The sequence below is a fragment of the Dolichospermum sp. UHCC 0315A genome (assembly GCF_008121535.1).
Lineage (GTDB): Bacteria > Cyanobacteriota > Cyanobacteriia > Cyanobacteriales > Nostocaceae > Dolichospermum > Dolichospermum lemmermannii.
In genome coordinates this window covers 705,440-724,784 of record NZ_CP043056.1, presented here as the reverse complement: position 1 = coordinate 724,784, position 19,345 = coordinate 705,440, and the positions used below count along the sequence as shown (strand labels likewise).

Below are 19,345 nucleotides of genomic sequence, written 5' to 3'. Positions count from 1 at the left end.
AAATGAGTGGATTGGAAGGTTTTAGAGCAGAAATTGATGCTGTAGATTCTCAGATTGTTGAGGCATTAGCCAAGCGATTTGAAATTTGTCAACGGGTGGCTAACTTTAAAAAGCAACACGGAATTGCGATGATGCAACCCGAACGAGTGGAAGCTGTGAAACAGCGTCGTCGAGAATTGGCTATGCAGTATGGGTTAGATGGAGATTTTATGGTCGCATTATACAGCGTCATCATTCAAGAAACTTGCCGTATGGAAGATGAGATTATAGATGGTTAACTACTGCTGATTTTTCAGCAACATCTCATAAGTTTAATTTTTCACAACTATTCACAACTCATTTAATTTAGGATTGTTATATGGCCTTAGAATTTTGCTCTTGGACTTACCTTGATGGACGCATCGTACCTACTGAATTAGCACGTTTGCCAGTAGATAATCATGCCCTCAATTTTGGAACTGCTGCCTTTGAAGCATTTCGACTTTATCCCACTGTCAATGGCTCAAAGATATTAGGATTAGATTTACATCTCAACCGATTACGATTGTCAATGTTATCTTTGGGATTGTCCCCTGTGGAACCCGAAGCAATTATCAAAGCATTGTGGCAAGCCGTAAGTGCGAACAATTTACAACAGGGATATGTGCGTTTGCTAGTATATCCAAACGGCAATTGTTTGGGGTTAGATCCTTCCCCATTCCCTTCGGCTGCATTGGTTATGGCTTGGCGTTCTGACAGTTCAGGATTTTTACCACCATTGACTTTAGGCATTAGTCATATCCGTCGTCCCGAAGCCGGTTCTACCCTCGCTAGAGGTAAAATTAGTGGCTTCTATGCTGTGGAAGCTGCGGCTGATCGCAATGCTAAAAAAATGGGATTTGACGGTAATCTGATGTTAAATCCAGATGGAACTATCTGCGAAATGACAGGAGCAAATATTTTCATCGTCAAAAACTCTGTTTTATATACTCCTATTCTTCCTCAAAGTATTGATGGAGTCACAAGGCGTTTAGTGATTGAGTTTGCAAATAGATTGAATATCCCTGTCAGAGAAGTACCTCTGCCTTTGGGCGATTTAATGGTGGCAGATGAAGTATTTGTGAGCGGAACTTATCATGAGATCCGTCCTGTTTCTGCGGTAGATAGACAGATTATCGGTAGCCAATTTCCTGGACCTGTTACCCAACTGCTGCAAGAGCGTTTCCAGGAAATGCTGAATAACCCAGAAGATGAAATGGCATCTCGTTGGCTATCAGGAACGGTTTTACAAAAGTCCACACCCAAGGCTATTTCTCAACAAGCATACCAGATTCGTTCTGCTGAATTGGCTGACGTTCCTGCTGTCCTTGCAGGTATTGGTTCTCTGTTAGCAGAATTAAAAGGTATTCCAGAATTTCAACTTCCTGCTGAAGCCACAGCAATTTGTCAGCGTGTAATTGAAGGGAAATATCCTGGTGCTATTTTCATTGCTAATCCAGAAGGAGACAATGATTCTATCCTTGGTTTGATTACTTTAACTGTGCAAGAAGCGATTCATGTAGCAGGTCAATTTGTACTGATTCAGGAACTATGGGTTCATCCAGATCATCGCAGTCAAAATATCGGTGAAAATCTGATTCAAGCTGTGGAAACCTATGCTCATGAACAGGGAATTTCTCGTTTAGAAGTATGTTTGCCAACCCATGAATTCCCCAGATTTTCTAATACCCACCATTTTTATCAAAAGAGTGGCTTTGAAGATTTCGGTCCTAGAATGCGGAAACTCCTTGGATCTAGCATAACAATATAACCCGTGAAAGTCAATTAAAGTAATAAGGAGCGACATGATGACTACAGATATACGTCCTGATGATTTTTTCAAGTTAACTTGTGCATCTTGGATTAGTCAGGCTTTGGGGATTGCTGCGAAGTTGAGCATTGCTGACTTGTTGGCAGAAGGAGCAAAAAGTGTTGAAGAGTTGGCACAAGCTACTGAAAGTCATGCTCCCTCCCTCTATCGCATCCTTCGATGTCTTAGTACCGTAGGGGTTTTCCATGAGGTTGAACCACGTCATTTTGCTCTTACTCCGCTAGCTGAATATCTTCAAAGTGATAATCCTTACTCTTTAAAATATTTGGCTATAACTAATATTGACGAGTGGCGTTGGCGTGTTTTTGGAGATATGTACCATACTGTCAAAACAGGTGAGCCAGCTATCAAATCAGTTTATTCGGTTAACAATTACTGGCAGTATTTAGAAAAAAATACTGAACCTAATTTGATTTTTAGTCAATCAATGTTTGGTATTGCTCAAAACTGTCAAATCCAACTTCTTAAATCTTATGATTTTTCTAAAGTTGGCAAAGTCGTAGATATAGCAGGCGGTCAAGGTCTAATTATTTCTGCCATTCTCAAGCATAATCCCCACTTACAAGGACTCCTTTTTGATATGCCTGAGACAGTTTTTGATGCCGTTAAGTTTCTGAAAGCGGAGGGAGTAGATGAACGATGTGAAGTAGTCGGTGGAGATATGTTTAAGTCCATTCCTAGTGGGGGTGATATTTATCTTATGTCATATATCATGATTGATTGGGATGATGATAGTATAGTCAAATTTTTGGAAAACATTAACTATGCTATGCCTAAAAATGGCAAACTGCTTGTTATCGATCCAGTAATTCCCGTTGACAATCAGTACCATTGGAGTAAATGGGAAGATTTATATCCGATGTGTATGGGACATGGACTAGTGCGTACCCAGGCAGAATTTAAGGCTATTTTCCGAAAATCAGGTTTTGAATTAGTGAATATTTTCTCTCCAGAAAAGCCCCTGAGCCTGATGGAACTGGTACGTGTTTGATAAATTTTGAAATGCGGGAGGTGATTGTATGAGTAATTTGTCGCTGGAGGTGATCTTACAAAGAGAAATGCAAGGAGCATCTCCTATCATTGTGACTTCTGAGGGAAACAAGGCTGGACAAGAAGTTGAAGAACGTAGCCAGAGGATTATTCAAGGTCTACAGCGTCTTCCTGAATGCAATTTTTCCACGGCTGAGGTTAGCGATCGCTATCTTGATAACATTCTCCAACAAATTCATGAACAGTCCTATCTTGATTTTTTAGCTCATTGGAATGGAGCATTGGTAGGAGAAGATTTACTGTTTGATTATCCGTTTGTTGACCAGGGAATTGCCGCAGATACTCCTCTATTTGCCGGAGTCTACGACTTGTCTCGTGAAGGGGCTAGAACTGCGATCGCCGCCGCACAGAAAATTGTCAATGGTGCTTCTTTGTCCTATGCTTTGTGTAGACCTCCCGGACACCATGCTGGGCCTGGTTGGTTAGGAGGATATTGCTTTTTAAATAATGCAGTTGCGGCTGTAGTTACACTTCTGGAATCGGGAATAGGTCCAGTAGGATTGATTGATATTGACTTTCATTTTGGCAATGGTTCTGCTGCTTTATTAGCATCACGACCAGATGTTTGCTTCGGTTCTATTCACAGTTCCACAATCCTTAGTTATCCTTACAAAGAAGTTCAACCAGCTAATGATAGTCAAACTTTCATTCCTTTTTCCCATTCACCTAGTTCAGAGGAATTTTTAGCTGAAGTTAAGCAGCTAGTTAAAAAGTCCAAAATTGAATTTGGTTGTGTAGCTATGGTTGTTTCTGTTGGCTATGACATTATTATCAATGATCCTCATGGCGGTTGGCATCTACCACCTGCTATTTTCGAGGAAATTGGTCAGATTCTCACCCAAGCATCTATACCACTTTGTTTAGTCCAGGAGGGGGGCTATCTGTTAAATGCCTTAGACGAATGTGCCTATAAATTTGGATTAGGATTATTGGGCAGGCATTGACCGAAATATAAACAAGTGCGATTTATATTCTCCTCAATAATTGGGGGGAGTATGAAGAGCAGATTGTTCAGGAATAATAGTTGCTATATGCGCCTGTTTTCAACATCTTCCCCTACTCCCAACTTTTCCACCATTATTTGTTCACGAGTTTCTCCAAAAGCTAAAGTCAACAGGGGATTTGCTTCTAAAGCCGGGAGAGTAGCACTAATCTTATCAAGATCATTTCTAAATGTACTGGGCAACTTTACCACAAACATCATCGTTCTTATTGCATAGAACAAAGATAGACTCAACCACAAGATATGGTTACTGGAAAACTTAACGGCAGCAAAATTCACAGGTGCAAATCCGATAAAAAGAGCGACTAAGCTAACATTACGGAGGGTATGTCCTTGTGCTAAACCTAAGAAGTATCCTTCCAGTGTAAAATCTATAGAACTAAGTACCAAGGCCAGTACCAACCAGGGAACAAAAGTATCTATCTTAGAGATGATTTCGGTGTGGTTAGTGAATAATCTAAAAACACTATCGGGAAATAATATACATATTCCACCGAAAAATATTCCTACAATCAGAGCAGTTAAGACAGAAAAACTAACTAGAGGTGCTAACTGGTGTGAATCTCCTTTTCCTTTAAAGTTTCCGACCAAACTTTCCGTACCGAATCCGATTCCTTCAATAAAATATGTATTAAAGCTGATTATCTGCCACAACAAAGAATTCTGTGCGTAAACTAGCATTCCCATCTGTAATCCTTGATAACTAAATGTTAAGGAGATAAACAGAAGAACTAAATTGCTAATAAAGATGTTGCCATTGAGAGTTAAGTTAGATTTTATAGCTGAGATGTCCCATATTTTAAACGCTACAGATATCACTTCCAACCACTGGAATTCTCTACAAAAAAATATCAATCCTACCAACAACAATATATATTGGCTGGCAGCAGAAGAAACTCCTGCTCCCATACTTTCCCACCCTAAGTTGATAATAAACAGATAGTCAAGTCCAATTTTCACACCATTACCAACTACTGATAACAGCACAACTAAGCCATTTTTTTCTCGCCCTAGAAACCAACCTATCAGAACAAAATTGAGCAAAACCGCAGGCGCTCCCCAAATTTGGGTGTTGAAATAGGCAAGACCTGAAGATTTGATTTCTAGGGGGACATTGAGGATGGTAAACCCAATCTCTCCCAAAGGGTATTGTAAAAGTATGAGGGCAATACCCAGCACCAGAGCTACTAAACCATTACGCAATCCTATCAATAACATTTCTTCCCTATCATCTCGTCCAACCGCTTGCGCTGTGACTCCAGTAGTCCCCATTCGTAAAAAGAGTAAAACGAAGTAGAGAAAGTTGAGCAAGTTGCCAGCGAGGATGACTCCGGCGAAGTTGTTGATTTCTTCAAGATGACCCAAAAATATGACACTGACTAAATTAGCTACCGGGATCATAATATTCGATAGGACGTTGGCTAGAGCTAACTGGAAATAGCGAGGTATGAAATCATACTCGCTCTTGAGTGTCGGGTTCATTTTTTAAGTAAGTAGTAGTCTGTCAAAGATATTTTAACGGGTAATGGTTCTATTCCTCCTCTGCTCCCTCTACTTGTCTTCATCCTCTATACTCAAAACGGCTGGAAGCTGGACTTTTTTATCATACAAAGAACAAGTTCAAAGCCTCTCCCCGTTGCGGGGAGAGGTTTACCAGAGGGGTTTCATATTTGGTTAAACTATGAACCGTTTTCAGTATATCTCCCCTTAGAGGGTGTTTGAAAAGTTATGGTTAATGTATCAAATATTTTTTACCCCACCCTAACCCTCCCCTTTACAAGGGGAGGGAACTGGATTTTTATTGTTTCCCCTTTTACAAGGGGAAAGGGGGGTAGCAATGTGATGAAAATTACGGAATACCACTTTTCAAACATCCTCTTACACAGTTTGGTTTTATTGTGTTCACCTACTTACTTTAAAAAATTAGATAAATGGTGATACTCTGGAATAGAATCCTACATATACATTTTTAAGAGTTATGAATTATAAATTATCACGAATGGAAGCGATTCAATCGCCAATTATTCCGGTGGTGGGAGAATTAATAAAAAACTCTCCAGGAACAATTTCTTTAGGACAAGGTGTGGTTCACTATCAACCACCAGATACAGCAATGGAATTATTACCAAAGTTCCTTGCTGAACCTAAAAATCATCTTTATCAAGCTGTTGTCGGGATTCCTGAATTATTAACAGCTTTAACGGCAAAGTTATCAATATTTAATGATATTGATATCAATGAAGAAAATGCTATTGTGGTGACAGCAGGTAGCAATATGGGGTTTATAAATGCTATTTTAGCAATTACTTCTCCTGGTGATGAAATTATCTTGAACACTCCCTACTATTTCAATCATGAAATGGCGATTAAAATGGCAGGTTGTCATCCGGTATTAGTTGCCACAGATGCAAATTATCAATTAATTCCTGAAGCCATAGCCGCCGCAATTACAGATAAAACCCGTGCGGTAGTGACGATTTCTCCGAATAATCCTACAGGTGTTGTTTATTCAGAAACAGCATTAAAACAAGTTAATGAAATTTGTCGAGAAAGGGGAATTTATCATATTAGTGATGAAGCTTATGAATATTTTACTTATGATCATGTAAAACATATTTCTCCGGGGGCATTTACGGGCAGTAATCAATATACAATTTCTCTTTTTAGTTTGTCGAAAGCTTATGGTTTTGCTAGTTGGCGAATTGGTTATATGGTAATTCCTCAACATTTATTAATTGCTGTGAAAAAAGTCCAAGATACTATTTTGATTTGTCCACCTGTGGTTTCTCAATATGCAGCTTTGGGGGCTTTACAAGCAAAAGATGATTATTTAAAAGATAATATTGGGACAATTGCTAAAGTTCGAGAAATAGTAATTAACGCATTGCAATCTCTGGAAAATTTATGTACAATTACACCCGCTAATGGTGCATTTTACTTTTTCATAAAAGTGCATACAAGAATGAACGATTTGGAATTAGTGAAAAAACTGATTCAAGAATATAAAATAGCGGTAATTCCGGGAACAACCTTTGGGATGGAAGATGGCTGTTATTTGCGGGTTGCTTATGGTGCGTTACCAGCAGATACAGCTAAAGCAGGTATAGAAAGATTAGTCAAAGGTTTGCAAACTATCGTATTATAATCGCATAACAAAAATTAACACTTGTATTTCTCCATGAGTCAAATAGTTTGGATAGCAAGACACGCTAACCGCCTTGATTTCGTATATCCCGATTGGTTTCTGACCGCCGAAAGACGGTATGATCCACCTTTGTCCGATGATGGTATGATTCAGGCGCAGCAGTTAGCAAAACGACTCAAAGGGGAAAGAATCACCCATATTTTTGCTTCTCCATTTTTGCGAACTATCCAAACTGCGAATGCGATCGCTGAAGTTTTGGATTTATCTATTAAACTAGAAATAGGTTTGAGTGAATGGCTTAACCCCGAATGGATGACTGAAGAACCCGAAAAACTCTCAACTTCAGTTTTAGTCAAATTATTTCCCAGAATTGATACCAGTTACACATCACGTATAGCCGCAAAATACCCGGAAACTCATGAAAAAGTGCGGGAACGTTCGGCGCAAACTGCCAGATGTCTGTCTACTGAATTCTTCCCCCATGATATCCTATTGGTGGCACATGGCGCGTCTGTCTTGGGTGCAGCAATGGGATTTGTGGGTGACATAGCCAAAAATGAAGTCAAAGCTTCTCTATGTTCTTTGGTAAAAGTTGTCCGTCAAGATTCAGAATGGTTGCTAGAACTAAAGGGAGATACATCCCATTTGACAAAAATTGAAGAATTGGTGCGATTTGTGTAAATATTTAATGGGGATTTTCTCTAAATCGCCACTGACGCTATAGCAGGAGTCACCGAGTCAGGAGTCACCGAGTCAGGAGTCAGGAGTTAAGAGACTTTTAACTTATGGCTTTTACTGTAGATTCTGTATCTCATTCAAGTGCATATCGCTACAACTGGGCAAAAGTAACTTACTAACTGATAAATTTTATGACATTGCTACTGGCCGGAGACATAGGCGGAACAAAAACTATTTTGCGTTTGGTGGAACTTTCGGAAACACTAGAGTTAAAAACTCTGTATGAGGAAAGTTTCCGCAGTGGAGATTTTCCTGATTTAGTTCCTATAGTGCAAAAGTTTTTGAGTACAGCTAATTCTAGCACACCAGAAAAGGCTTGTTTTGCGATCGCTGGACCAGTAGTAGAAAACACCGCCAAGTTGACCAATTTAGCCTGGTTTCTCGATACAAATCGGTTAACTCAAGAATTGGGTATTTTGTCAATTTCCCTAATTAATGACTTTGCGGCTGTTGGTTATGGCATTTTTGGGTTAACAAAACAGGATTTACTAACTTTACAAGTTGGTAAATATCAACCAGCAGCACCAATGGCTGTAATCGGTGCAGGAACTGGATTAGGCCAGGGATTTTTGATTAAACAGGAAAATCAATATCAAGTCTTTCCTTCCGAGGGTGGACACGCAGATTTTGCCCCCCGGAATGAGTTAGAATTTCAACTGTTGAAATATCTGGTAGATAAACATAATATTCAACGAGTTTCTGTAGAAAGAGTGGTTTCCGGGTTAGGAATTACCTCCATTTACCAATTTTTACGAGATAGGAAAATAGCCACCGAATCAGCAGAAATTGCCCAAGCAGTCAGAACTTGGGAACAAGAAGCCGGAAAAGCCGAAAAAACCATTGATCCTGGGGCATTTATTGGGAGTGCGGCGCTGGAAAAAAGCGATCGCCTTTCCGAACAAACCATGCAATTATTTGTAGAAGCCTACGGTGCCGAAGCCGGCAATCTAGCCCTCAAACTCCTCCCCTATGGCGGATTATACATTGCTGGTGGTATCGCTCCCAAAATCCTCCCTTTAATGCAAAATGGTAGTTTCCTCACGAATTTTACCCAAAAAGGGAGAATGGGTTCTTTACTGGAAGAAATACCCGTGCATATAATTCTTAATCAACAGGTTGGATTAATTGGTGCAGCTTTGTCTGCCTCTAGGTTATAAATAGCAAGAACAGTGAAATATTCAGGAGTACCAAAAGATGATAATCACTGAAGTGTCAACCCAATTACTAACTAACACTTGGATAACAGCAACTTGGGATGAATATATTCAAGTTACTGAAAATTATGCCCATCAAAAAGCCAAAGGCTATTATCACAATGGAAAAATGAGGATAGAAATGCCACCAATTGGAAATGATCATGCCAGCGACCATAGTATTATTATTTTTGCTGTTAATCTATTTGCGACTATGAAGGAAATTAAGTTTAATAGCAAAGATAATTGTACATACAGAAAAATAGGATTTCAAGAAGTCCAACCAGATGTTTCTTATTACATTGCTGAAAAAGCAAATGCTATTCCCTATGGAACTTCCATTGTTAATTTAGATATTTATCCCATACCAGATTTAGTAATTGAAGTTGCGAGTAGTTCCCTAGCTGATGATCAAGGGGAAAAACGCCTGATGTATGAAGATTTAGGTGTAGCCGAATATTGGGTACTCGATGTGCAGAATGTCCAGGTTATCCCTTTTATGATTGAAAATGGTGGCAGTAAAAGAATTGGTGAATCTCAAGTATTACCAGGGTTACAAATTTCTCTACTAAATGAAGCATTAAGAAAAACTCGACAAATGGATCATAGTCAAGTTTGTGCTTGGTTGTTAAGCCAATTTCAGCACATCTAAATAAAAACTATAGGTAGGGTGGGCAATGTTTACCATACACTACTGAGAATTTTTCAAAGATAATGTATAATTCCTAGATATTTTATGTTTGAATAGGGAATAAATATTTTTTTTAATTATGGCAGGACATAGTAAATGGGCAAATATTAAACGTCAGAAAGCCGTAGTAGATGCCAGAAGGGGAAGTATATTTACCCAACTATCACGGGCAATAATTGTTGCGGCAAGAAACGGTATACCAGATCCAGCAGGTAATTTTCAACTCCGCACAGCCATTGATAAAGCCAAAGCTGCGGGCATTCCTAATGATAATATTGATAGGGCAGTAGCTAAAGGTGCAGGTACTTTCAGTGATAACAACATCCTCGAAGAAATTCGCTATGAAGGTTATGGTCCTGGTGGTGTCGCAATTTTAATTGAAGCCCTCACAGATAACCGGAATCGGACTGCGGCGGATTTGCGCGTCTCTTTTAGCAAAAATGGCGGAAACTTGGGAGAAACAGGTTGTGTAAGTTGGATGTTTTCCCAAAAAGGAGTTTGTGTAGTTGAGGGTGTAATTGATGAAGAACAGCTTTTAGAAGCTTCCTTAGAAGGAAATGCCCAGTCTTATGAAATCATTGCCGAGAAAACAGTTGAAGTATTTACAGAAATAGCGAATTTAGAGAAACTTAGCCAAACATTGCCAGCAAAAGGTTTTAAAGTCACAGATATAGAATTACGTTGGCTTCCTGGTAATCAGGTAGAAGTTACAGATGTAGATCAGGCTAAATCTCTTCTTAAATTAATTGATACACTAGAAGGGTTAGATGATGTTCAAAATGTGACAGCTAATTTTGACATGGCTGATGGTTTAATGGAATTAATGATGAATTAGGGCTAAACCTTAAATTTCTTGACACTCTCCGGTCTAAAGACGCGGGGATTCTATAGAGAGTTTCAGTCTATATCTCTCAGTTATCCCAGCTTCAGGCAGGGTTCCTTAAATATTTGGGTTCTTGCCCTGATCCTGTTTGCCATGACTGGCAGAATCATCTCTGCTTGCGGTGAGCGAAGCCGAACTGACAAGCGTAACTTTCCGAGAGTCCCCCGGTAGGTTTTTAATGTCTTTGCTGACAATTTAATTGTCTCACGAATATGGATTAAAATTTGAACTTAGTTCAAATTTTTAAATTAATGTCAATGCAGGATAAAGGAAAGCCTCTAGCCTTCATCCCTTGTCTAAAGCACAGATGTAGCTTCCTAACTCAGCTACATCTTCAAGGGTTTTCGGCATTTCCCTTATAAAAAAAGGTTTAGCTTCATACTAAACCCTCATAAAAAGCAGTTATTCGACACACCAGGATTAATGTAAATCTACTTTTATTTCTCTGCATCTTCCTATGGAGTGTATTTACTTGTCTACGATTATGATATAGCAGCTATCAGCGGTCAGCAATTAGTGGTAAAAAGATTATTTTCAGCAGTTTTACCACTGGATAGTGAAAAAAATACTATAAAATCTGGAATATCAATCTCTGTTATTGTATAAAAGTATGTATCTAATCCTTGGTAAATACACTATTTTGCATATATGTCAACAGCTAAAAACAATCATCAAACCAACTTTTTGCAATTTTTTTTAGTTCTAGATCCTTTCTCTAGGCTAATTTTTTTAGGACTTGGGTTTGCTAGTTTTGGTACGGTTGTGATCATTGTTGGGAATATTGTTAATTATCTCACACCACCTCACCTGACTCTAGCGGCTGGAGATAAAACAGGAGAAAGTTATATTATCAGTGAAGCTATTAAAAAGGTAATTGAAAGGAGAACTAATATCCAAATTCAAGTAGAAGAAACTAGAGGAACAACTCAAAATATAGAAATGTTATCAACAGGAAAAGCTCAGTTAGCAATGGCTCAAGTAGATGTTGCTGCTGAGGAAATTGGTAATGTAAGTTCTCAGTTAAAAGCGAATATAAGAACAGTAACTTTATTGTATAAAGATACTTTTCAGTTAGTTGTAAAAAATCCTCAAATCAATCAATTTACACAACTTAAAGGCAAGACTATTGCTTTAGCTGCTACCGGTGGACAATATCAGTCTTTTTTAACAGTAGCAAAGCATTTTGGTTTAAGTGAAAAAGACTTTAAGATTACAGGTTTAGATAGTAATGGTAAGCCTATTCCTGGTTATAATGATCGGTTTGCAGATAAAGATTTTCGGGAAAATAAAGCTGATGCTGTATTTCGAGTTCGGGCTATAGGTAATAAGTCCATTGCTAATCTTGTCAATAATTATCAAGGAAAATTAATATCAATTCCTCAAGCAGAAGCAATGAAAATCAAGCAACCTGCTTTTGAATCTGCGATAATTCCTCAAGGTGCATATAGAGGCCATTTTCCTGTTCCTAATACTAATTTACCTACAGTAGCAATATCAAGACTACTATTAGCAAATGATCAAGTAGATGCCAATATTATCAGAAAATTAATTCAGACAATTTATGAAAATCGTCAAGAAATAGCTAATGAAATTCCTCTAGATCATGCTGAAGTTAAACCTTTGATTTCTAGTATTAGTCCTCCTAAAGAAAATAGTGGTGTTGATATTTTCTTACATCCTGGGGCTGCGGCTTTTTATGACAAAGATAAACCATCTTTTATTCAGGAATACGCAGATTATATCGGGTTATTATTGACAATTCTTTTATTAGCATTTCAATGGATTCGTCAACTCAAATTATGGATTGAGAAGAGTAAAAAAGATGAAGCTGATGAATATATTAAATCAGCCATTAGTTTAATGAAAGCAGGACAATATCAGATTGGAGATAGACAAAGAAAACTTGACAAAACCTTTGATGAAGCTGCAAAATCTTTGATTGATGAAAGAATTTCCCAAGAGTCTTTTCGGACATTTAACGAGGCTTATAAAAATACTAAAGAAGCCATAGAAAGGGATAAACAAATCGCTCAACAAGCAATTGAAAAAATCCAAAGAGAAAATGCAGCTAAATATATAAAAATCGTGGTAAAACTATTACGATATGGACAACAAAATCAAAGTACAATAGTTCAACAAAAGTTAGATACAATTCTTGAGCAGGTAGTTAGTGATTTAGTCTTAGAAAATATTTCTCAAGAATCATTCCGGACTTTTATTGAAGCATATAAAGCCACCAGAGATTCTATCGAAAGTAAGAACCAATCATTAAATTAACTTTTGATAAGTAGGTGAACACAATAAAACCAAACTGTGTAAAGAAACGTAAAATCGCTGAAAACTTCTTTACTCTTGCCTCTTGCCTATTGCCTTGCTATAACGACAATTTTCAACGCCAACCTACTTAATACTAATCAATATCCCCGAATTCCTGGATCAATTCATAATTTATTGCAAAAATAAAAAAGAAGTCGGGGATCTGGGTATTTTTAATTTATGGTTTAAAATCAATATGGGTAAACTATAAAGTTATGTAAAATACATCCGTGACTAGATCTGAACAAATATTACCACTGTATAAAAACCCAGAACGGTTAGAAAATCGGCTGGGAGAAATTCCCCCAGAACCGGGGGTCTATTTGTTGCGGGATGGCAGCGATCGCTTAATATATATAGGTAAATCTCGTAAATTACGTTCTCGTGTCCGTTCTTATTTCCGGGACTCCACTAACAAGACTGAACGCATTAACACAATGGTCAAGTTGGTGACAGAAATTGAATTTATTGTCACTGATACTGAAGCTGAAGCATTAGCACTAGAAGCCAATTTAATTAAGCAGCATCAGCCATATTTTAACGTTTTACTCAAAGATGATAAAAAATACCCTTACCTGTGTATTACTTGGTCAGATGAATATCCGCGTATTTTCATTACCCGCAAACGTCAATTAGGAAAAGCCAAAGATAAATATTACGGTCCTTATACAGATTCCGGGTTATTACGAGAAATTGTCCATTTGTGTAAAAAGATTTTCCCTTTACGACAAAGACCACAACCTTTATTTAAAGATCGTCCCTGTTTAAATTATGATATTGGTCGTTGTCCTGGAGTTTGTCAAAAATTAGTTTCCCCGGTTGAATATGCGAAAATTGTCCAAAAAGTAGCGATGGTTTTTCAAGGCAGAACGCAGGAACTAATTGATATTTTAACAGCACAAATGGAAACTGCGGCGGAAGAATTGAATTTTGAAACTGCGGCAAAAATTCGTGATCAAATTGGAGCATTAAAATCCCTCAATGCAGCCCAAAAGGTATCCTTACCTGATGATACAGTATCACGGGATGCGATCGCTTTAGCTGCCGATGACCAACACGCCTATATTCAATTATTCCAAATTCGCGCTGGTCAATTAGTTGGCCGTTTGGCTTTTGTTGCTGAATCTCACGCTGAACCGGGAGCAATTTTACAACGAGTTTTAGAGGAACATTATCAAACAGCGGAAAGTGTGGAAATTCCTAGCGAAATTTTAGTACAACATGATTTACCAGATAGTGAGATCTTATCTGATATTTTGACAGAACGCAAAGGCAGAAAAGTCACAATTTCCAACCCTTTGCGACAAAGTAAAGCAGAATTAATAGAAATGGTGGAAAAAAATGCCCAATATGAATTACAGAGAATGCAAAAATTGGGAGATAGTAATCTGCAAGCAACCCAAGATTTAGCTGCTATTCTCGACTTACCAGATTTACCCAAACGCATTGAAGGTTATGATATTTCTCATATTCAAGGAACTAATGCGGTAGGTTCGCAAGTAGTTTTTATTGATGGTTTACCAGCTAAACAACATTACCGACATTATAAAATTAAAAATCCTGATATTAAAATTGGTCATTCCGATGATTTTGCCAGTTTATCAGAAGTTATTAATAGACGGTTTCGTAAATATATTGAAGATCCCAAATTAGCAAGATTGGGTAATGCTGACTGGCCTGATTTAATGATGATTGATGGTGGTAAAGGTCAATTATCTGCTGTTGTGGGTATTTTAACGGAAATGAATCTATTCGCAGATTTGCGGGTTGTCAGTTTAGCAAAAAAGCGAGAGGAAATCTTTTTACCCCACTCATCAAAACCTTTAGAAACGGACTCAGAACAGCCAGGAGTCCAGTTATTAAGAAGATTACGAGATGAAGCCCATAGATTTGCTGTGAGTTTTCATCGGCAGCAAAGAAGTGATAAACTCAAGCGATCGCATTTAGATGAAATTCCCGGTTTAGGACAAAATCGGCAAAAGTTGTTATTAGCGCATTTTCGCTCCCTTGATTATATTCGTCAAGCTACAACTACACAATTAACTGAAGTTCCCGGAATTGGTTCACGGTTAGCGCAAGAGATTTATGATTATTTCCATCCTGTTTAAACTAGTTTAAAGATCCCTGACTTCTCTAAGAAGTCAGGGATCTGAATTCTGACTATTATAATGTTCAATAAAACCAAATTTGTAAATACCATAGTGTTACCAGATGAAAATCAGTCTCTGTATGATTGTAAGAAATGAAGAAACTACCTTACCAAAATGTCTAGGAAGTGTTAAAGATTTTGTTGATGAAATTGTAGTTCTTGATACGGGTTCAACTGATAAAACAACTCAAATCGCTCAACAATTTGGGGCTAAAGTCCATTATTTTACCTGGAATAATAACTTTAGTTCGGCTCGAAATGAAGCGTTAAAGTATGTAACAGGTGATTGGATTTTAGTTTTAGATGCTGATGAAAGTTTGACATCAGAAATTATCCCCCTAATTAAATCAGCTATTAGCAAAGAAGAATATTTAGTTATTAATCTGGTGCGTCAAGAAGTTGGTTCAACACAATCACCTTATTCTCTCGTTTCTCGATTATTTCGTCATCATCCAGATATCTATTTTGATCGTCCTTATCATGCTTTAATTGATGATAGTGTCATGGCAATTTTAGCCAAAGAAGCAAATTGGGAAATAGGTTATTTACCAGGGGTAGCAATTCTCCATACTGGTTATCAAAAAGCTGTGATTAATGAGCAAAATAAATCTGCTAAAGCCGCAGCCGCAATGGCAGAGTTTTTTGCAAATCATCCTGATGATGCTTATGTTTGTAGTAAGTTGGGGGCTTTGTATATGCAAATGGGGAAGATTAATGAAGGTATGGAGTTATTGAATCATGGATTAAATCAAATTATTGGTAATCAGGTTAATGAAGATAAAAAACCATTAAGTAAATTCAAATATTCGCAGTCACAAAAAGTTGAAGTTGCTTTTGATGAAGATATAAATTATGATATTTTGTATGAATTGCATTACCATTTAGGAATTGCTTATACAAATTTAAAAAATTTGCCCTCAGCCATTTCTCATTATCAAGCTGCGGTAAAATTGCCTATTTATCCGCTTTTAAAATTAGGAGGATATAATAATTTAGGGAATTTATTCAAAAATATGGGGAATTTTTCAGAAGCAAAAATTGCTTATGAAACAGCCATAAAAATTGATCCTAATTTTGTAACTGGTTATTATAATTTAGGGATGGTATGTAAAGCCATGGGATTATTTGCTGAAGCTATTGATGCCTATAATAACGCCATTAATTTGAATCCTGATTATGCAGAAGCTTATCAAAATTTAGGGGTTGTACTGTTGAAAATTGGCGATGTTCAAGGTAGTTTAGAAGCTTTTGAATATGCCATTTCTCTCCATGAATTAAACAACCCTGAAGAAGCACAAAGACTTCATCAGGGTTTAAAGGAAATGGGTTTATTTTGATTTTAGGTTACTTTTTTAACAAATAGAACTTGATCATTTCTTGCATAGATTCTATACCAGATTCTATCCCACCTTCCGCACCCTAAACTGTCACACAACGAAAAATGGTCGTTTGGGGATTTGAGATTGGCGATAGCCACCTAAGATTTCGACAGTTTTGTATCAAAATTATCATTAAATGTATTCAAAAATCCGAAATTACCGATTGTGACACTGGGGGGTGCGGAATGTGGGTTCTATCTTTGTCATTAACTTGATATATTTCTTGAGTATTGATAATCTCTTGATTATAGCGGTTCTCGGTCGGATGAAATACAATTAAGGGCGGGGTTTCTCCGCCCCTACAGAGTTTGCAATTTAATAACTAGATCTCACCTAAGTGCATACCGCTATAGTAGAATAGGAAGATTACTAGAACAATTATATGAATATGGTGTAACACTGTTGTTATTGAAAATAGCCAGTGCCATGGTAAATTGCTGGGGAATAAAGATAGGAAATGCTCATAATGAAGTGTTTTTCCCATAGAAATTTCAGTCTTTATCGATGTTTTCTCCAAATCTTTGTACAACCTTGCTACCAGAAAGTATCCCAAGAACAGTAACAACTGATTCTGGGATCTCTGCAATATTTCGGTTGACTAAACTCACAAAACTCCAGACTACGAACAGACCTATACCCCATAGCAATAGCAATATTCTAGAACTAGATATTTTCCCTTTTTTTTCTCTAATGACACTCCACTTGCCTCTAAATTGTTCGCTCGACTCTTGATTCAGTTTGTCCATATTGTCAATAGTTTGTACAGTCATATTTTTCTCTTAAAAGCTGAGATGATTGATTGACAGTTCTCTTCAAAATTCTTAGAATTTATAGCGTAAGAGTACATCTTAATATAGACTGGCTGGCTGATCCAGCCAGTTTGGCTTCCTCTTAGTTACGTAAGATTGCAATAAGCCCGTTCGGGTAATGTCGCATCAATCACAAAAGGGTTTTCATTCCCTTGTAGTGCAGCAATAGAATTGCTTCTGGCTATCTCTGTGCTTGAAGGTGGGTCTAGTTTATTCCAATTACATAAAGTTTGCTTTTGTTCAGCAAAGTAACTGTCATCAGCTTGAGATTTGTGAATTGTATAAAAGTAGAATACTGCTCTGGCAAGATCTCCCTTTACCGATTCTCTTGGCTCGAACAAACTATTGGTAGATTCACTAAATTCATTGATACTTGCAGTAGGCTTATTTGTTTGAGAAATATCTCCTTTCAACCATTTCTTAGTTTTATCGTCGGGTATCTCTGCAAAAACTTTGTTGCCTCGCTCACCATTGATTTTAGCATCTGAAGGGAACAAATGGTGTAAATCACTCCTTTGAGGCTCTTGCCCTGCCCCCTTACTTTGTGGCCAGGAGTGCTCGGTGTTAAAACCTTGACTTCCGGCTGCTTGACTGGGGTCATTCCCATCGTCTAAGGTGATGACTCGCCCACCATAAATATCGATTACTTTGCCATTTTGATTGTCAATATCACCAAACATCTTATCTCTAGCGGCTCCATAACCAATAGTTCGAGTGGGCGAATAACTTTGACGAATCTCCTCCTGCAAACTCAGACCTTTCAAAGATGGAAATATATTGCTCGATGTTCCACTTGGGATGACAATGGGGTTTGCTCCAGGATTTTGACCAGATGTAAGATTAATTGTGGCAACTAATGGGTCGTGGTCACTAGCTCTGCTGTTTCTCGGTTGATTCGCATTAACGTGAGCAATACGGATCCTCGGATTAGTTTGAGCGAGTTGTTGATTGACTAAAATGTAGTCAATCAATTGTTTCCGTCCCTGAAAGATATATGAATAAGCATCATCAGGCGGCAACAATTTAACTGGTAGGTTAACCAATGTTCTATCAGTCAAAGTTCTTAGCGTCGTTGAATTTGGTCCATCGTTTAAGTCCCCCACCACAACAATGTTACTTTGGCTGTCCTTTGCTAGGATTTGGCTGACAAAATCTTCGACAATCTGGGCTTGTTGAATCCGCTGAGATTCTTTGTTATTGTTATTACTTTTCGATACGAAGTGATTCGCAATGATAAAGACTTTCTTATTACCAACGACGAACTCTCCTGCTAATGGTTTGCGGCTATTCTCGAATGCTGGGCTGTTGGGTTGAATCCGACTGGGATTACGTGACAATGAGACTGACCCGTTTTTTAAAATTACTTCAACCGCATCTTGAGATCCTCCGCTTTGTCCCTGAGCGAGGCTGACTTTTGCCGGATTATAAATATAACCAACCCGAATGTTACCTCCAGGCTCACCACCGTCTAAATCATCTACAGGTGAGATATCAGAGAATTGATAGACTGGGCCACCCTCAGTTTTAATGGCTGTGGTTAGGGTTTTGTAAGTGAGGTTGGCGGTTGTTACGGTGTCATCGATCTTCCCATTATCGTCCTGGACTTCTATCAGGGCTAAAATATCAGGAGCATTAAGGTCATTGACAATAATTTTGGCGATTTGCTTGAACCGCAGATTATCTGAGGGGTCGAGATTTTCCACATTAAATGAACCGATTGTTAATCGTTCAACCGCAGCCTGTGCCTCGACAGGCAGAACGTTTAGGTTGAAGGTTATGAGAAACATCACTAAAAAACTTATCAGTAGAGATTGGATTTCACGCATCATTTCTGCTCTGGTATAGTTATTCAAGCAATTTCAGCTATTCTGAGGGAGAGTTTTTTACTCTTCTCTATCCTTTCCCTAAAAAATCTATCCTTTCCCTAAAAAATCTATCCTTTCCTTATAAAATTTATCCTTTCCTTATAAAATCTATTCTTTCCTTATAAAATCTATTCTTTCCTTATAAAATCTATCCTTTCTTTATAAAATCTATCCTTTGCTTATATTTAGTATTTATTTGACAAAGATTAACTGATACTTAAAACTCAAAACTCAAAAGTTTTGAGTCTTGAGTTTCGGGGTTTTCAACTTGCTTG

General features: G+C 37.8%; 15 protein-coding genes. 12 read left to right on the top strand and 3 right to left on the bottom strand.

The features are described 5' to 3' along the window. The first annotated feature begins 2 nt into the window (after positions 1–2). The 4 genes from BMF77_RS03330 to BMF77_RS03315 all read left to right on the top strand — a co-directional run bounded on the left by BMF77_RS03330 (position 3) and on the right by BMF77_RS03315 (position 3,843). Positions 3–278 carry a chorismate mutase gene (locus BMF77_RS03330; RefSeq protein WP_148760640.1) on the top strand — a complete coding sequence of 92 codons (276 nt, stop codon included), beginning with the start codon at positions 3–5 and terminating at the stop codon, positions 276–278. 80 nt (positions 279–358) lie between these two features. Further along, complete coding sequence (locus BMF77_RS03325; RefSeq protein ID WP_148760638.1) at positions 359–1,789, top strand: GNAT family N-acetyltransferase; 1,431 nt, start codon at positions 359–361, stop codon at positions 1,787–1,789. 34 nt (positions 1,790–1,823) lie between these two features. Then, positions 1,824–2,840, top strand: coding sequence for a methyltransferase (locus tag BMF77_RS03320; protein WP_148760636.1), 1,017 nt, complete (start codon positions 1,824–1,826; stop codon positions 2,838–2,840). A gap of 28 nt (positions 2,841–2,868) precedes the next feature. Further along, a complete protein-coding gene (locus BMF77_RS03315; RefSeq protein WP_148760634.1) occupies positions 2,869–3,843 on the top strand; it encodes a hypothetical protein in 975 nt (324 codons plus the stop codon). A gap of 83 nt (positions 3,844–3,926) precedes the next feature. Here BMF77_RS03315 and gntT read toward each other — a convergent pair whose 3' ends face one another. Then, positions 3,927–5,384, bottom strand: a complete 1,458-nt coding sequence (gene gntT / locus BMF77_RS03310; protein ID WP_148760632.1) for a guanitoxin biosynthesis MATE family efflux transporter GntT — start codon at positions 5,382–5,384, stop codon at positions 3,927–3,929. A 496-nt stretch (positions 5,385–5,880) separates the two neighbouring features. On the opposite strand from gntT, the gene BMF77_RS03305 reads away from it, so the two are divergent. From BMF77_RS03305 to BMF77_RS03270, 8 genes are all read left to right on the top strand, one after another. Continuing rightward, complete coding sequence (locus BMF77_RS03305) at positions 5,881–7,047, top strand: pyridoxal phosphate-dependent aminotransferase (RefSeq protein ID WP_148760630.1); 1,167 nt, start codon at positions 5,881–5,883, stop codon at positions 7,045–7,047. Between the two features lie 33 nt (positions 7,048–7,080). Continuing rightward, positions 7,081–7,728, top strand: a complete 648-nt coding sequence (locus BMF77_RS03300; RefSeq protein ID WP_148760628.1) for a histidine phosphatase family protein — start codon at positions 7,081–7,083, stop codon at positions 7,726–7,728. Positions 7,729–7,916: 188 nt separating this feature from the next. Beyond that, on the top strand, positions 7,917–8,942 hold the full coding sequence (locus BMF77_RS03295) for a glucokinase (RefSeq protein ID WP_148760626.1): 1,026 nt from the start codon (positions 7,917–7,919) through the stop codon (positions 8,940–8,942). Positions 8,943–8,979: 37 nt separating this feature from the next. After that, positions 8,980–9,630, top strand: a complete 651-nt coding sequence (locus BMF77_RS03290) for a Uma2 family endonuclease (protein WP_148760624.1) — start codon at positions 8,980–8,982, stop codon at positions 9,628–9,630. Positions 9,631–9,748: 118 nt separating this feature from the next. Further along, positions 9,749–10,504 (top strand): YebC/PmpR family DNA-binding transcriptional regulator, encoded by a 756-nt coding sequence (locus BMF77_RS03285; RefSeq protein ID WP_148760622.1) that lies wholly within the window; start codon positions 9,749–9,751, stop codon positions 10,502–10,504. A 696-nt stretch (positions 10,505–11,200) separates the two neighbouring features. Continuing rightward, entirely contained in the window at positions 11,201–12,829 is a 1,629-nt protein-coding gene (locus tag BMF77_RS03280; RefSeq protein WP_148760619.1) for a TAXI family TRAP transporter solute-binding subunit, read from the top strand. A gap of 269 nt (positions 12,830–13,098) precedes the next feature. Beyond that, positions 13,099–14,976 carry an excinuclease ABC subunit UvrC gene (gene uvrC / locus BMF77_RS03275; protein WP_148760617.1) on the top strand — a complete coding sequence of 626 codons (1,878 nt, stop codon included), beginning with the start codon at positions 13,099–13,101 and terminating at the stop codon, positions 14,974–14,976. A 121-nt stretch (positions 14,977–15,097) separates the two neighbouring features. After that, on the top strand, positions 15,098–16,354 hold the full coding sequence (locus BMF77_RS03270; protein WP_148760615.1) for a tetratricopeptide repeat protein: 1,257 nt from the start codon (positions 15,098–15,100) through the stop codon (positions 16,352–16,354). A gap of 533 nt (positions 16,355–16,887) precedes the next feature. On the opposite strand, the gene BMF77_RS03260 is transcribed toward BMF77_RS03270, so the two are convergent. After that, positions 16,888–17,166, bottom strand: coding sequence for a hypothetical protein (locus BMF77_RS03260; protein ID WP_148760613.1), 279 nt, complete (start codon positions 17,164–17,166; stop codon positions 16,888–16,890). 125 nt (positions 17,167–17,291) lie between these two features. After that, positions 17,292–19,058 (bottom strand): endonuclease, encoded by a 1,767-nt coding sequence (locus BMF77_RS03255; RefSeq protein WP_246863056.1) that lies wholly within the window; start codon positions 19,056–19,058, stop codon positions 17,292–17,294. Between the last annotated feature and the right edge of the window lie 287 nt (positions 19,059–19,345).

Bases quoted from the DNA above. Each gene is read 5' to 3' on its own strand.
- BMF77_RS03330 (WP_148760640.1), top strand. From the start codon at position 3: ATGAGTGGATTGGAAGGTTTTAGAGCAGAAATTGATGCTGTAGATTCT.
- BMF77_RS03325 (WP_148760638.1), top strand. From the start codon at position 359: ATGGCCTTAGAATTTTGCTCTTGGACTTACCTTGATGGACGCATCGTA.
- BMF77_RS03320 (WP_148760636.1), top strand. From the start codon at position 1,824: ATGATGACTACAGATATACGTCCTGATGATTTTTTCAAGTTAACTTGT.
- BMF77_RS03315 (WP_148760634.1), top strand. From the start codon at position 2,869: ATGAGTAATTTGTCGCTGGAGGTGATCTTACAAAGAGAAATGCAAGGA.
- gntT (WP_148760632.1), bottom strand. From the start codon at position 5,384: ATGAACCCGACACTCAAGAGCGAGTATGATTTCATACCTCGCTATTTC.
- BMF77_RS03305 (WP_148760630.1), top strand. From the start codon at position 5,881: ATGAATTATAAATTATCACGAATGGAAGCGATTCAATCGCCAATTATT.
- BMF77_RS03300 (WP_148760628.1), top strand. From the start codon at position 7,081: ATGAGTCAAATAGTTTGGATAGCAAGACACGCTAACCGCCTTGATTTC.
- BMF77_RS03295 (WP_148760626.1), top strand. From the start codon at position 7,917: ATGACATTGCTACTGGCCGGAGACATAGGCGGAACAAAAACTATTTTG.
- BMF77_RS03290 (WP_148760624.1), top strand. From the start codon at position 8,980: ATGATAATCACTGAAGTGTCAACCCAATTACTAACTAACACTTGGATA.
- BMF77_RS03285 (WP_148760622.1), top strand. From the start codon at position 9,749: ATGGCAGGACATAGTAAATGGGCAAATATTAAACGTCAGAAAGCCGTA.
- BMF77_RS03280 (WP_148760619.1), top strand. From the start codon at position 11,201: ATGTCAACAGCTAAAAACAATCATCAAACCAACTTTTTGCAATTTTTT.
- BMF77_RS03270 (WP_148760615.1), top strand. From the start codon at position 15,098: ATGATTGTAAGAAATGAAGAAACTACCTTACCAAAATGTCTAGGAAGT.
- BMF77_RS03260 (WP_148760613.1), bottom strand. From the start codon at position 17,166: ATGACTGTACAAACTATTGACAATATGGACAAACTGAATCAAGAGTCG.